The sequence below is a fragment of the Buttiauxella sp. genome, from assembly GCF_049686335.1.
GTDB lineage: Bacteria > Pseudomonadota > Gammaproteobacteria > Enterobacterales > Enterobacteriaceae > Buttiauxella.
Map to the genome: position 1 here is coordinate 70,904 of NZ_JBAVHX010000009.1, position 14,282 is coordinate 85,185.

A 14,282-nucleotide genomic window follows, 5' to 3' on the forward strand; every position below is an offset into this window, starting at 1 on the left:
TTCGCTCCTTACGCCTTCTCAATGTTGACCAGAAACGCCTTGTACTCTGGCGTTTGCGAGTTGGCGTCGCCGACGGATGGCGTCAGGGTATTGGCGAGATAACCTTTCTGCGCCGCGCCTTCAAAGCCCCAGTGCAGCGGGATCCCGACGGTTTCCACCTCCTGCCCGCCTGCATTCAGCGTTTGCAGACGTTGTGTGACGACCGCAACGGCACGAATAAACCCGCGCTTGCTGCTGACCTTCACGTGGTCGCCGTTGGCAATGCCTTTGGCTTTCGCCAGCGCCACGCTGATTTCCACAAACTGTTCCGGCTGCACAATGGCATTGAGCCGCGAGTGCTTGGTCCAGGTGTGGAAGTGCTCGGTCAAACGATAGGTGGTGCCGACATACGGGAACTCGGCCCGTTTACCCATGCGTCTGGCATCGGCTTCGTACAAGCGCGCGGCGGGATTGGACACCACATTTGGGTGCAGCGGGTTGGTGCCCAGCGGCGTTTCAAACGGCTCATAGTGTTCCGGGAACGGCCCTTCCGCCATTTTGTCGATGGCGAACAGGCGGCCTAAACCTTCTGGCTGCATGATAAACGGCCCCACACCACTGCCCGGAGGCGCGGTGTTGTAGTCCGGGATATCGTTGCCAACCCACTTCACACCATTCCACTGAATCAACATGCGTTTCGGGTCCCACGGTTTACCCTGTGGGTCAGCCGACGCGCGGTTGTAAATGATGCGGCGGTTAAGCGGCCACGCCCAGGCCCAGCCGAGCGTGTTGCCCAGTCCTGACGGATCGGCGTTATCGCGGTTCGCCATCTGATTGCCTTTTGACGTCCAGCTTCCGGCGTAAATCCAGCAGGCAGATGCGGTCGAACCGTCATCTCGCAATAGCGCGAACGAATCCAGTAACTGGCCCTTTTTCGCCAGCAAATTACCAGCCGGATCATAGAGATCTTCCAGCGCATAGCCGTTGTTCTCTTTCGCGACCTCTTCTGATTCCGGACGATCGGGCTGGTGGTAGTGCCAGCTCATTTTTAACAGCGGCTCCACGCCTTTGCCGCCTTCGCTGCGATACATCTCACGCATACGATGGTAAATCCCGGCGAGGATCTCGCCATCGGTCAGCGCTTCGCCCGGTGCGTCCGCACCTTTCCAGTGCCACTGCAACCAGCGTCCGGAGTTGGCAATCGAGCCGTCTTCTTCGGCAAAGCAGGTGGACGGCAGGCGGAAGACTTCGGTGTGAATCGACGCGGGAGAGACATCGTTCATCTCGCCGTGGTTCTGCCAGAAATTGGACGTTTCGGTAACGAGCGGATCGATGGTCACGAGGAACTTCAGCTTGCTGAGGCTGGCGACGACTTTGTTTTTGTCCGGGAACGAGGCAACCGGATTAAAGCCCTGGCAGATATAACCGCTGACTTTGTTGCGGTCCATCATGTCGAAGTACTTCAGCACGTCGTAAGACTGATCCCACTTCGGCAACCAGTCAAAGCCCCAGTTGTTGTCACGGGTCGCGTCGTCGCCGTAGTAAGCCTTCATCAGGCTGACGAAGAACTTCGGATAGTTGCTCCAGTAATTGACCTGGCCTGGCAGCGTGGCTTTTGGCGTGTTGGCTGCCAGATAGGTTTCAAGGTCTGTGTGCTTATCAGACGGCAGGGTCAAATAGCCTGGCAGGCTGGTGGACAGCAGGCCGAGGTCGGTTAAACCCTGAATGTTGGAGTGCCCGCGCAGTGCATTCACGCCGCCGCCCGCCATCCCCATATTGCCGAGCAGCAACTGGATCATCGCCATGGTGCGGATGTTCTGCGCGCCAACGGTGTGTTGTGTCCAGCCCAGTGCGTACAAGAAAGTGGTGGTGCGATCGGCCGCACTGGTGGAAGCCAGCACGTCACACACTTTCAGGAAATCAGCCTGAGGCGTGCCGCAAATATGCTCGACCACTTCCGGCGTATAGCGGGAAACGTGTTCTTTGAGCAGGTTCCACACACAGCGCGGGTCGCTGAGTTTCTCATCGCGTTTCGCATAACCATTTTCGTCGAACTGATAGTTCCACGTGGTTTTGTCGTACTGGCGTTTTTGCTCGTCGTAGCCGCTGAAAAGCCCGTCTTCGAAGCTAAAATCATCACGCACCAGCAGGCTGGCGTTGGTGTAATGCTTTACGTATTCGGCGTTGATTTTGTTATTGGAAATCAGGTACAGCAAGACGCCCGACAGGAAAGTAATGTCGGTGCCGGAGCGGATTGGCGCATAAATATCCGCCACCGAAGCGGTGCGGGTAAAGCGCGGATCGACCACAATCAGTGTGGCGTCGTTGTTGTTTTTCGCTTCCATCGCCCAGCGGAATCCCACCGGATGCGCTTCAGCGGCGTTGCCACCCATCACCATCACAACGTTGGCGTTTTTGATATCAACCCAGTGGTTGGTCATCGCACCGCGACCAAATGTTGGAGCAAGACTTGCTACCGTTGGTCCGTGTCAGACGCGCGCCTGGTTATCTACCGCTAACATCCCGAGTGAGCGCACAAATTTTTGCGTCAGCATGCCGGTTTCGTTGCTGGCCGCCGAGGCACATAACATGCCGGTCGAGAGCCAACGGTTGACGGTGACGTTCTGCTCATTCTTCTCAACGAAGTTGGCATCGCGGTCGTCTTTCATCAGCCGGGCGATGCGCGAAAACGCGTCTTCCCAACTGATGCGCTGCCATTTGTCAGAACCTGGCGCGCGATATTGCGGGTAACGCAGACGACTTTCGCTGTGGATGTAATCCAGCAGGCCTGCGCCTTTCGGGCAAAGCGCACCCCGGTTAACCGGATGGTCCGGGTCACCTTCGATATGAAAAATGGAAGATTTAGCGTTTTTCGCGCCATCGCCCAGGCTATACATCAGCAAACCACACCCTACGGAGCAGTATGTGCAGGTGTTGCGGGTCTCTTTGGCGCGTATCAGTTTGTAATCGCGCACCTCCGCAAGTGCTGCTTTGGGAGCAAATCCCAGTACTGCAGCGGTTGTCCCTGCCATACCGCCGGCACAGATTTTGAAGAACTTTCTGCGACTGACGTCCATCGTAACCTCATTGTTATGACGTATGAATGGCGGCGAAAATAGCAACCGTAGAAGGGGGGTTATTGAGCAAAATCAAATCGCTAAGCAATGGGGAGCAAATTACCCCTTCATGAGTAGGGGTAATGGCGGGAGATTAATCATAATGGAGATGATGCGCGAGCCTTAGCGCAACGTCGCCCGCCACTGTTCATCCGTGGCAAACCACTCCACCAGATAATCCAGCATCGAACGCAGTGTGGCGGGCATCTGTTTGCGGGACGTGTAAATCCCGTAAATCCCCATCGCCTGCGGTTGGTAGCCCGCTAACAGCTCGACCAGTTCACCTTTTGCCAGCAGCGGGGCAGCAGAATAGTACGGCTGGAGCGAGATCCCAGCACCCTGCAACGTACCCGCCAGCAGCACAACCGATTCATTAGCGCTGAGATTGCCGCTCACCGCAACGGCGGATTTTTCCCCGTCACGGTCAAAATGCCACAGACTTTTGCCAAACCAGGAATAGGTCAGGCAGTTATGGCTGGCGAGATCTTCCGGGTGATGCGGAGTGCCGTGTGCCGCCAGATAAGCAGGGGAGGCACACACCACCGAGGCGCAGGTGGAAAGCGGGCGGGCAATCAGATTGGGGTCCAGTTCGTTGGTGATGCGTAGTGCCAGATCGATGCGCTCTTCCACCAGGTTGACCGCGCGGTTGTTCATTTGCAGATCGACAGTCACTTGAGGATGGCGTTTCAGATACTGCGTCACGGCACCGGCCAGCGCGGTTTGTCCCAGCGACTGGGAGCAGGTGATGCGCAGCAGCCCGCGAATTTCCTCGTTGTGATTATCCTCGACCAAATCTATCGCTTCGGCGACGGCGAGCATTTTGCGCGAAAGCGTCAGGGTGCGTTCGCCTGCATCGGTCAGGCTTAACTTGCGCGTGGAGCGGTGCAGCAGACGCGCACCGCTCCACTCTTCCATCTGCGCCAGATAACGCGTCACCATGGCTCGCGACATCTCCAGGCGGTCTGCGGCGGCAATCATGCTGCCGAGATCGACAATGGTGACAAACACTTTTGCGGCGGTAATGCGATCCATGATTCGTCCGATTTATGCAATGAATAGTTGCTCATTATCCGGTTTTTGTCTCGATTTATGCAACGTAAGATGTGCCCAACGTTAAGACTATTCCAACATCAAGACAATTCAGGACACCTGCTATGTTTACTAAATCAATAATGACTCTGACCCTCGCAACCCTGACCACTCTGGCTCATGCCGCCAGCCCGTTGACAATGGAAGTTTATAATCCCGGTGAGAAGAGCGTGTTCCCGGTATCGTCCGAGATCGTCAGCGGCGAGAAAGAAGTGGTGCTGATTGACGCGCAGTTCCAGGGCAACGATGCCGGGCAACTGATCAACAAGATCAAAGCGACCGGCAAAACGTTGACCACCGTCTATATCAGCCATTCAGATCCGGATTTCTACTTCGGTCTGGACAAAATCAAGGCCGCCTTCCCGCAGGCAAAAATCATCGCTACGCCGGAAACTATCGCCGCGATTAACGCCTCAAAAGAGGGCAAACTGGCGTACTGGGGACCGATATTAAAAGAGAACGCGCCGCAATCGGTGATTGTGCCGCAGCCGCTTCAGGGCAACAGCTTCACGGTTGATGGGCAGAAAATCGAAGTGAAAGGCCCGACGGCAGACCGCACCTATCTGTGGATCCCGGCACTGAAAGCGGTGGTAGGCGGGGTGCCGGTTGCGGGCAATAATATTCACCTGTGGGTCGCCGATACCCAGACGGCAAAATCACGCGCCGACTGGCAGCAAACGCTGGAAACCATCAAAGCGCTGAAACCGGAAGTCGTGGTTCCGGGGCATTTCCTGCCGGGTGCGCCGCAAACGCTTGAATCAGTGACTTTCACGCAGAATTACCTGACGGCGCTTGAGTCTGAACTGCCAAAAGCCAAAGATTCAGCCCAGCTGATAGCGGCGATGAAAAAGCACTATCCTGACCTGAAAGATGAGTCGAGTCTGGAGCTTGGCGCGAAGGTGCTGAAAGGCGAAATGACATGGCCGCAGTAACGGGGAAGAGAGATGACAACTAACACTCTGCATTACATTTTCGACCCGCTGTGTGGCTGGTGCTACGGTGCGGCACCGCTTGTCGAGGCGGCTCGTAAAGTCCCTGGACTGTCGATTGCCCTGCATGGCGGCGGCATGATGGTGGGCAAGCATCGTCGTACCATCGATGCGCAATGGCGCGGACATGTGATTGAACATGATGCGCGGATTGCCGCCATGACCGGCCAGCCGTTTGGCGACGCGTATATCAACGGCCTGCTGTTGGATACCACGGCGGTGATGGACTCTGCTCCACCGACCTGTGCGATTCTGGCGGCGCAAAACATGGCCGGACGCGGGCTGGATATGCTGCACCTTATTCAGGTGGCGCACTATCAGCTTGGGCAGCGTGTGGCGGATTTGGCGGTTCTTGAGGCATTGGCCGGGCAATCTGGCTTGCAGGCCGAAGCTTTTACTGCGCAAATGCAGGCCATCAATGAGACATTGCTGGCTGCGCATATTGCCGAAAGCCGTGAGCTACTGGCGCAGGTTGGTGGGCGAGGCTTCCCAACTTTTGCGCTTCAGAATAGCAGCGGGCAGTTAGCGGTGCTGGATGCCGGGCGCTACCTTGGTGATGTCCCTGCCTGGCAGCAGATGTTGCTGGGCAAAGTGGCAGCGGGTTAATCCCGATACAGCAAATCCCCGTAAATTTCAGCCAGCAACCCGCCAGGTTTAAACTGTTTTTTAATCCACTGCGTGACCTGGCCGGTTGCCGCATGTTGAGTGGCAAGCAGCATGCGTGAATCCTGGCGCGGGTTGCTTATCTGCTTGGTCACCAACAGGCCGCTCTCTTGTGCTTCACGAACCATGTAATCAGGCAAAAAGCCCACCCCTTCACCCAGAATCTGGCACTGGCATTTGGTGTTAAAGTCCGGCACCAGAATCGCTTCCTGTCCGTGCAGCAACCAGCCCACTTTTTTGTTCAGCGTAAGCGCAGTGTCTTCCACCATGATATTGGGGTACAGGCGCAACTGGCTTTCAGCAATGGGCTCCGGCATAAACGCCAGCGGGTGAGTGGGGGCGATGGCAAACTCCCAGCGGATCGCGCCAATTTCGGTGTAGTCGATGCCGCCGCCGTCAAGCAGCGTGTCCGGCGCACCAATCGCGATATTGGCCTGGTTATTAATAATCGCGTCCCAGACGCCGTTGTACACTTCGGTGGTGATGGTAATCAGGCAGGTAGGAAACTGTTTTTTCAGGATTTGCAGCAGCTTTGCGGTGTGGCGCGGGGTGTAGAGCAGCTGGTTAATACAGATGCGCACCTTCACCTCAATTCCCTGAGAAATGGTATCGACGCCGCGTTTAATGGCATGGAAGTCGTTGAGCAACTCGGTGGCTTTACGATAAAAATAGTAGCCCGATTCGGTGAGCTCGATACTGCGGGTGTTACGCACAAACAGCACCACATCGAGATAGGTCTCGATTCTTTTGATGGTGTAACTGATGGCCGAAGTTGTTAACCCCAGTTCTACCGCCGCCTTGCTAAAGCTTGAAAGGCGCGCTGCGGTGGTGAATGCAATCAGGTTTTCTTCGGTAAAAATGGAATTCATGTGCCGCTCCCCTGTGACCTTTTGGTGGATGACGCTGCGCTTATCCACCCTACAAAACCGTAGGTCGGATAAGCGCAGCGTCATCCGACACCCGTCATCCGACACCCATCCCACTCCATTGTTGAATGTATTTGTAATCCTTATGATCCAACCCGGAGTCTTGAACAGAATTTAACACTGCGATTACATCTCATTTGAAGCGAATCACACTTCTGATAATCCTTTTCATCCCACGCCCACCAAGGCATTCGCCATCCACTCCAGCACACACTGTCAGGTGTTTAAACGCCATGTTTCATAGGTAAAAGATTGCGCTAAAGCACATTTTGCCTTCATTGTTGAATACTACTCAATAATGACTCCCCTTACGATGAATGATTTTTAAACGGATGTTAAAGCGCCGACAGTGTTGCTATTCTCAATTCATCAGAAATAGCAAAAGTATGGGAGTATGGATATGTCTCAGAAAGAACTCATTGCCGAATTTCTAAATGCCGCCGAACACGGCCAACTGGAAAATTTAAAACAATGCCTTAATGACGGCGTGGATATTGATGCCACCAACCGCCAGGGGCGCACCGCAATTACCCTCGCCAGTTTGCATAAAAAATATGATTGTGTGGAGTATTTAATTTCATCAGGTGCTGATATTAATAAACAAGACCAAACCTGTTTTAACCCTTTCTTGTTAAGTTGCCTGAATAATGACTTAACCTTGCTGCGTTTAATTTTACCGGCCAATCCTGATTTGAATTGTTTATCGCGCTTTGGCGGAGTGGGTATTACCCCTGCCAGCGAAAAAGGCCACGTGGAAATTGTCCGTGAATTAGTTACGCATACCGATATCAATGTTAATCACACGAACTTTGTGGGCTGGACGCCACTGCTTGAAGCCATTGTGCTCAATGACGGTGGGGCTAAGCAGCAAGAGATCGTCAGGCTGCTGCTGGAACATGGCGCTAACCCGCACATGACCGACAAATACGGCAAATCTCCGCTGTCACTGGCACGTGAAAAGGGTTATCACGAAATTGCCGAATTGCTGGTTAAGTTTGGTGCTTAAAACACAGGAGACGCACTATCGCAGGCTCAATTGAGCGGCAGTGCTTCTTTGCCAGAACGGCAGACGGTGCGTTTTTAAACTCAATTTTTACAAACGGTTATGTTGAGCAGGTATTTTCCCGGGCGGTCAATATTCACCTCCCTGAAAGCCAACAGATTTACACCTTGCTCAGCACCGATTGTGATAACGCACCAAACAGCTGCCGTTTAGCACTTGAGCATTGTCAGGACCGATTCCACCCCGGTGAACGGGTGAGTTTTCACAGTAACGGCATTGATATTGGCAACGATAAACGCATTGATATATCGCGTTGTATACGCTGGCAACCCGATGCACTTTATTTAAGCCAACAACGTAGACAACAAATTGACTGGCAAAATCTGGCGCAAATTATCCAGGCCAGTGTGATGGACAGTTCGTCATTATTCTATTTTCACAGCGATAATATTTTTTATCAGGAAATGAGTCGGTTGCTGCAATGGCATCGCAAGAAACTTATTTTAGCCTTGCAGGATGGAAATCTTTGCGCGATTGAAAATGAGATGACATCGCTGTTGGGATTAGGTATTGGGCTGACGCCAACAGGTGATGATTATCTTTCCGGATTAAGTGCGGTGTTATTTATTAGTGGCCATCCGGCACGTCAATATCGCCCGCTGTTTATTTCGGTATTAGCACGAGCCAAAAATAAAACCACGCTGCTCAGTGCCATTACGCTGCGTGAGGCTATTGACCAACGCTTTCGCGAAAGTATTCATAATTTTATTTATCACGTATTGAATGGCGAACAACAACATATTCAGCAGTTTATTAATGAAATTAAAAAAATAGGGTCAAGTTCAGGATGCGACATGCTTTGCGGCATGGCGGACGCCTTCGCGTTGACCAAAATTAACGGAGGAAATTATGTCGACCAGGATTGTGATTAAAAAGAATACCTATTTTGATTCTGTCTCACTGATGTCCATCTCAACCAAAGCTAACCAGCTTGACGGGGTTGAACAGGCGTTTGTGGCGATGGCCACCGAGATGAACAAAGGCGTGCTGAAAAACCTCGGCTTGTTAAACGACGAGCTGGAGCAGGCCAAAAATGGCGACCTGATGATCGTTATCAAAGGCACGAGCGATGCGGCAAACGACGCCACACTTGAGGCCATCGAAGGGTTGTTCACCCGCAAAGACACTGGCGGCTCACGCCACGAAGCCCGCTACGCCACCCTGACGAGCGCAAGCCACAACGTGCCGGAAAGCAACCTCGCGGTGATTTCTGTCAACGGAGCTTTTGCCGCTCGCGAAGCGCGTCAGGCGCTGGAAAACAATCTTAATGTGATGTTGTTTTCCGACAACGTTTCTCTGGAAGATGAACTGGCACTGAAACAACTCGCGCACAGCAAAGGCTTGCTGATGATGGGGCCAGATTGCGGCACGGCTATCATCAACGGCGCAGCATTATGTTTTGGCAACGCGGTGCGTCGCGGGTCTATCGGAATCGTCGGCGCGTCGGGAACCGGCAGCCAGGAGTTAAGCGTGCGCATTCATGAGTTTGGCGGCGGCGTTTCGCAACTCATCGGCACCGGCGGGCGTGATTTAAGCGAGAAAATCGGCGGCATCATGATGCTCGATGCGATTCAGATGCTGGAAGATGACGCGCAAACCGACGTGATTGTGCTGGTCTCAAAACCGCCTGCTGAAACGGTGGCGCGTAAAGTGCTGCAACGTGCGCAAGCTTGTCGCAAACCTGTTGTGGTGTGCTTCCTCGGTACCCAGCAAACCCCTGAAGATGAAGCGGGGTTACAGTTTGCCCGTGCCACCAAAGAGGCCGCGCTAAAAGCGGTTCTGCTCACCGGAATTAAGAAAGAATCACTGGATTTACATCCGCTTAACTGGCCGCTTATCGAAGAAGTTCGCGCGCGCCTTAAGCCTGAGCAGAAGTACATTCGTGCGCTGTTCTGCGGCGGCACGCTGTGTGATGAAGCGATGTTTGCCGCGCTGGAAAAATACTCTGACGTGTACAGCAATATTCACCCCAATCCGGAATATCGCCTCAAAGACGTGAATATCAGCGTTGCGCACACTTTCCTCGATTTCGGCGACGACGATTTCACCAACGGCAAACCGCACCCGATGATTGACCCGACCAACCGTATCAGCCGCCTGTTGCAAGAAGCGCGTGATCCGGAAGTGGGCGTGATTGCGATGGATTTCGTGCTGGGTTACGGCTCGCACGAAAACCCGGTCGGCGTGATGCTCGATGCCATCAAAGAAGCGAAAGCCATTGCCGCCCGCGACGGACGTCATCTGGAAATTTTGGGCTACGTACTGGGTACGGATTTGGACACCCCTTCGCTTGCGCAGCAGTGCCAGATGCTGACGGATGCTGGCGTTATCTGGGCAAGCAGCAGTACCAACACCGGTCTGCTGGCGCGTGAGTTTGTCTGCAAGGAGAAAGCACAATGAGTCTGTTCAACCAACCGCTGAACGTGATTAACGTCGGCATTGCGATGTTTAGCGACGATTTGAAAAAGCAGAACGTTCCTGTGACCCAACTGGACTGGACGCCGCCGGGGCAGGGCAACCTGGCCGTGGTGAAGTCGCTGGATGCCATTGCCGTACCTGAGCTTGCAGATAAAGTCGCCGCAGCCAACAAGCTTGCCGTTGAGCGCATCATTCAGTCGCAACCGGTTTTAGTGGGTTATGACCAGGCGATAAACGTGGTGCCGGGCATGACGCGCAACACCATTTTGCACGCCGGGCCGCCTGTCGCCTGGGAAAATATGTGCGGCGCGATGAAAGGCGCGGTCACCGGCGCGCTGGTGTTTGAAGGGCTGGCGGCGAATATTGATGAGGCCGCGCAGCTGGCTGCTTCCGGCGAAATCATCTTCTCGCCATGCCACGAACACGACTGCGTGGGGTCTATGGCGGGCGTGACATCGGCCTCGATGTTTATGCATATCGTCGAAAACAAAACCTACGGCAACCGCGCATACACCAACCTCAGCGAACAGATGGCAAAAATCCTGCGCATGGGAGCCAACGACCAGAGCGTAATCGACCGCCTTATCTGGATGCGCGATGTGCTCGGCCCAATGCTGCGTGATGCGATGAAGCTCGCAGGTGAGATCGATTTACGTTTGATGCTGGCGCAGGCGCTGCATATGGGCGACGAGTGCCACAACCGCAACAACGCGGGCACCACGTTGCTGATTCAGGCGCTGACGCCGTGGATTATTCAGACCAGGTTCACCGTTGCGCAGCAAAAAGAGGTGTTCGATTTTGTCGCCAGCAGCGACTACTTCTCCGGCCCGACGTGGATGGCGATGTGCAAAGCGGCGATGGACGCAGCGCACGGCATCGAATACAGCACCGTCGTCACCACCATGGCGCGTAACGGTGTGGAATTTGGCCTGCGCGTCAGCGGTCTGCCAGGCCAATGGTTTACCGGCCCGGCTCAGCAGGTGATCGGCCCGATGTTTGCCGGTTACAAACCGGCGGATTCCGGGCTGGATATTGGCGACAGCGCGATTACTGAAACCTACGGCATCGGCGGTTTTGCCATGGCGACGGCTCCGGCGATTGTGGCGCTGGTCGGCGGCACGGTTGACGAAGCGATTGATTTCTCACGCCAGATGCGCGAAATCACGCTCGGCGAAAACCCGAACGTCACCATTCCGCTGCTGTCGTTTATGGGGATCCCGACTGCCATCGACATCACGCGTGTTGGCAACAGCGGCATTTTGCCGGTGATCAACACCGCCATTGCCCACAAAGACGCGGGTATCGGCATGATTGGCGCCGGGATTGTGCATCCGCCGTTCGAATGTTTTGAGAAGGCTCTGCTCGCCTTTGGTGAGCGTTACTCTTTCTGAGGGATACCCCGATGACAAACGTTAAGCTTGAGTGGAAACGCGGTGACTGGGCGGCATATTTCGGGTTGATGACCAACAACCTGACTAACTTGCTGACCATGATGGGGTTACTCATTTTTGTGGTGGGTATTCCGACGGAGATTGTTTACGGGCGCATTGCGCCAGCCTTCGGGCTGGCGGTGCTGGTGGCGAGCATTTGCTACGCGTGGTTTGGCCTGCAACTGGCGAAAGAGACCGGGCGCAAAGATGTGACCGCGCTGCCTTCCGGGCCAAGTGCGCCGTCGATCTTTACCGTGACATTTTTGGTATTGATGCCGGTCTACCAGCAAACCGGCGATGCCGAATTTGCGATTCAGATTGGCCTGGTGTGGTGTTTTGTTGAAGCGATGATTCTGGTGGGCGGTTCGTTCCTGGGCGAAACCATCCGCAAGATGATCCCGCGAACCGTGCTGCTGTCGTGTTTGTCGGGGTTAGGTTTGTTGCTGTTGGCGATGAACCCGATGTTGCAGGCATTTGAAGCGCCAACGGTTTCCTTCATCGTGCTGCTGCTTATCTTTATTAACTGGTTTGGCAAAAAGCCGATTTTTGCCCGGATTCCTACTGGCTTATTGCTGTTGGTGGCCGGTACCGCACTGGCGTGGATTTCTGGCCTGCAAAGCCCGGAAGCCATCAAAGCGTCGATGTCCTCGTTCGGCTTTAACCCGCCATCGATTCATGTCGATAGCTTCCTGCAAGGCTTGCCGCACGCGCTGCCGTACCTGGCATCCGCGGTGCCGTTGGGACTGGCGAACTACATTTTTGACCTGGAAAACATCGAAAGCGCCCACGCGGCGGGTGACGAATACAACACCCGTAAAGTGATGCTGACCAACGGCCTTGCTTCCACGCTTGGCTGTCTGATGGGGAACCCGTTCCCGGTCACGGTGTATGTCGGCCACGCTGGCTGGAAAGCGATGGGCGCGAGCATCGGTTACACGCTGGCGTCCGGTGTGACGATGTTTATCGTGCCGCTGTTTGGTTTGGGCGCGTTCATGCTCGCCATTATTCCGATGACCGCGATTGTGCCAATTCTGGTGTTTATCGGCGTGGTGACCGCAAACCAGGTGGTGCGCGAAACGCCGAAAATAGAGGTGCCGGTTATCTTCATCTGTCTGTTCCCGTGGATAGCCAACTGGGCGCTGACCATGGTGAATAGCGTGATGGCCGCAGCGGGCACAACGGCGGCGAAAATCGGCCCGGAAGCGCTGGCGCACAAAGGCGTGTTTTATCAAGGGCTGGTGCATCTTGGCAACGGCGCACCGCTTGCCAGTATGTTGTGGGGCTGCGTGGCGATATTCGCGATTATCAACAAGCCGTTACGCGGTGCGGTGGCAGCGGCGGTCGGTGCGTTGCTGGCACTGTTTGGCGTGATCCACGCGCCGATGGTGGGCTTTGCGCAGGGCAGTTCGCTGATGTTCGTCACCGCCTATTTGATGATGGGCGCGATGTTTGTGGTGAAGCATGTGCTGGACAGACGTGAAGCGGCGTCAGAAGTGGCGGCTTCCGTTTAAAAAAATGGCGGATGACGCGTTGCTTATCCGCCCTACGTTTGAATGGCGTAGGGTCGATAAGCGTTAGCTGGTTTTCTCCCTCTCCTGGGGGAGAGGGCCGGGGTGAAGGCGTCCGTACCCTACAAGGATAAAATAATGAAACAACTCGTGGTGGTAGCCATTGGCGGCAACAGCATCATCAAAGATAACGCCAGCCAGTCAGTTGAACATCAGCAAATCGCAGTGAAAGAAGTCGCTCAAACGGTGCTGGAAATGCTCTCGTCGGACTACGACATCGTGCTGACTCACGGCAACGGCCCGCAAGTGGGGCTGGATTTGCGTCGTGCAGAAATCGCCCATGAGAAAGAGGGATTGCCCCTCACGCCACTGGCGAACTGTGTTGCCGATACTCAGGGCGGCATCGGTTATTTGATTCAACAAGCGCTGAATAACCGCCTGGTAAAATACGGCGAGAAAAAAGCGGTCACCGTGATTACACAGGTGGAAGTGGATCCCCGTGATCCGAATTTCACCCATCCCACCAAACCGATTGGCGCGTTCTTTAGCGAACAGCAAAGTGAGGCGCTGAAAGTCGCCCATCCTGACTGGCAGTTTGTCGAAGATTCCGGGCGCGGCTACCGTCGTGTAGTAGCGTCACCGGAACCAAAACGTATCGTCGAAGCGGACGCCATCAGTGCGCTGATCAAGCAAGGTTTTGTGGTGATTGGCGCGGGTGGTGGTGGCATTCCTGTTGTCCGCACCGAGCAAGGTGAGTACCAGAGCGTGGATGCGGTTATCGACAAAGATCTCTCCACCGCGCTGCTCGCCCAGGAAGTGAAGGCCGATATTCTGGTTATCACCACGGGTGTGGAAAAAGTGTGTATTCATTTTGGCAAGCCAGAACAGCGTGCGCTCGATGAAGTCACCGTCGAACAAATGGCGCATTTCAGCGCGCAAGGGCATTTTCCACCGGGAAGCATGCTGCCGAAAATCACCGCCAGCCTGACGTTCCTGCGCAATGGCGGTAAACGCGTGATTATCACTACCCCAGAAAAATTACCCGCCGCCCTGCGTGGCGAAACCGGGACTCACATTGTTAACACTTAAGAGCGGGAGAAC

Annotated in this window: 11 protein-coding genes; 8 read left to right on the forward strand and 3 right to left on the reverse strand. The window is 54.6% G+C overall.

Translation table 11 applies throughout. The features are described 5' to 3' along the window. Nucleotides 1-8 precede the first annotated feature (8 nt). Together fdnG and WBL83_RS07330 are read right to left on the reverse strand one after the other, a co-directional pair. Nucleotides 9-3,056 carry a formate dehydrogenase-N subunit alpha gene (fdnG, locus tag WBL83_RS07325; RefSeq protein WP_424588517.1) on the reverse strand — a complete coding sequence of 1,016 codons (3,048 nt, stop codon included), beginning with the start codon at nucleotides 3,054-3,056 and terminating at the stop codon, nucleotides 9-11. Nucleotides 3,057-3,218: 162 nt separating this feature from the next. Continuing rightward, nucleotides 3,219-4,127 carry a LysR family transcriptional regulator gene (locus tag WBL83_RS07330; RefSeq protein ID WP_424588518.1) on the reverse strand — a complete coding sequence of 303 codons (909 nt, stop codon included), beginning with the start codon at nucleotides 4,125-4,127 and terminating at the stop codon, nucleotides 3,219-3,221. 122 nt (nucleotides 4,128-4,249) lie between these two features. Between WBL83_RS07330 and WBL83_RS07335 the strand changes: the two genes are divergently transcribed. Next, complete coding sequence (locus WBL83_RS07335) at nucleotides 4,250-5,116, forward strand: MBL fold metallo-hydrolase (protein ID WP_424588519.1); 867 nt, start codon at nucleotides 4,250-4,252, stop codon at nucleotides 5,114-5,116. A gap of 12 nt (nucleotides 5,117-5,128) precedes the next feature. Next, nucleotides 5,129-5,779 (forward strand): DsbA family protein, encoded by a 651-nt coding sequence (locus WBL83_RS07340; protein WP_424588520.1) that lies wholly within the window; start codon nucleotides 5,129-5,131, stop codon nucleotides 5,777-5,779. On the opposite strand, the gene WBL83_RS07345 is transcribed toward WBL83_RS07340, so the two are convergent. Continuing rightward, a complete protein-coding gene (locus WBL83_RS07345; RefSeq protein WP_424588521.1) occupies nucleotides 5,776-6,705 on the reverse strand; it encodes a LysR substrate-binding domain-containing protein in 930 nt (309 codons plus the stop codon). The genes WBL83_RS07340 and WBL83_RS07345 overlap by 4 nt on opposite strands. Before the next feature lie 457 nt (nucleotides 6,706-7,162). Between WBL83_RS07345 and WBL83_RS07350 the strand changes: the two genes are divergently transcribed. From WBL83_RS07350 to WBL83_RS07375, 6 genes are all read left to right on the forward strand, one after another. Next, entirely contained in the window at nucleotides 7,163-7,768 is a 606-nt protein-coding gene (locus WBL83_RS07350; RefSeq protein WP_424588522.1) for an ankyrin repeat domain-containing protein, read from the forward strand. Between the two features lie 251 nt (nucleotides 7,769-8,019). After that, the gene (locus tag WBL83_RS07355) at nucleotides 8,020-8,697 is read left to right on the forward strand and encodes a DUF2877 domain-containing protein (RefSeq protein WP_424588523.1); all 678 of its coding nucleotides are present in this window, start codon (nucleotides 8,020-8,022) and stop codon (nucleotides 8,695-8,697) included. Then, the gene (gene fdrA, locus WBL83_RS07360; protein ID WP_424588524.1) at nucleotides 8,675-10,225 is read left to right on the forward strand and encodes an acyl-CoA synthetase FdrA; all 1,551 of its coding nucleotides are present in this window, start codon (nucleotides 8,675-8,677) and stop codon (nucleotides 10,223-10,225) included. The genes WBL83_RS07355 and fdrA overlap by 23 nt, the downstream gene beginning before the upstream one ends. Continuing rightward, entirely contained in the window at nucleotides 10,222-11,634 is a 1,413-nt protein-coding gene (locus WBL83_RS07365; RefSeq protein WP_424588525.1) for a DUF1116 domain-containing protein, read from the forward strand. Before fdrA ends, WBL83_RS07365 begins: the two co-directional genes overlap by 4 nt. Nucleotides 11,635-11,645: 11 nt before the next feature. Beyond that, nucleotides 11,646-13,184 (forward strand): xanthine permease, encoded by a 1,539-nt coding sequence (locus WBL83_RS07370; protein ID WP_424588526.1) that lies wholly within the window; start codon nucleotides 11,646-11,648, stop codon nucleotides 13,182-13,184. Nucleotides 13,185-13,319: 135 nt separating this feature from the next. Beyond that, a complete protein-coding gene (locus WBL83_RS07375; RefSeq protein WP_424588527.1) occupies nucleotides 13,320-14,270 on the forward strand; it encodes a carbamate kinase family protein in 951 nt (316 codons plus the stop codon). Nucleotides 14,271-14,282: the final 12 nt, after the last annotated feature.

What these genes read in the sequence shown, in the direction of transcription:
- WBL83_RS07330 (WP_424588518.1), bottom strand. Translation starts at nt 4,127, where the DNA reads ATGGATCGCATTACCGCCGCAAAAGTGTTTGTCACCATTGTCGATCTC.
- WBL83_RS07335 (WP_424588519.1), top strand. Translation starts at nt 4,250, where the DNA reads ATGTTTACTAAATCAATAATGACTCTGACCCTCGCAACCCTGACCACT.
- WBL83_RS07340 (WP_424588520.1), top strand. Translation starts at nt 5,129, where the DNA reads ATGACAACTAACACTCTGCATTACATTTTCGACCCGCTGTGTGGCTGG.
- WBL83_RS07345 (WP_424588521.1), bottom strand. Translation starts at nt 6,705, where the DNA reads ATGAATTCCATTTTTACCGAAGAAAACCTGATTGCATTCACCACCGCA.
- WBL83_RS07350 (WP_424588522.1), top strand. Translation starts at nt 7,163, where the DNA reads ATGTCTCAGAAAGAACTCATTGCCGAATTTCTAAATGCCGCCGAACAC.
- fdrA (WP_424588524.1), top strand. Translation starts at nt 8,675, where the DNA reads ATGTCGACCAGGATTGTGATTAAAAAGAATACCTATTTTGATTCTGTC.
- WBL83_RS07365 (WP_424588525.1), top strand. Translation starts at nt 10,222, where the DNA reads ATGAGTCTGTTCAACCAACCGCTGAACGTGATTAACGTCGGCATTGCG.
- WBL83_RS07370 (WP_424588526.1), top strand. Translation starts at nt 11,646, where the DNA reads ATGACAAACGTTAAGCTTGAGTGGAAACGCGGTGACTGGGCGGCATAT.
- WBL83_RS07375 (WP_424588527.1), top strand. Translation starts at nt 13,320, where the DNA reads ATGAAACAACTCGTGGTGGTAGCCATTGGCGGCAACAGCATCATCAAA.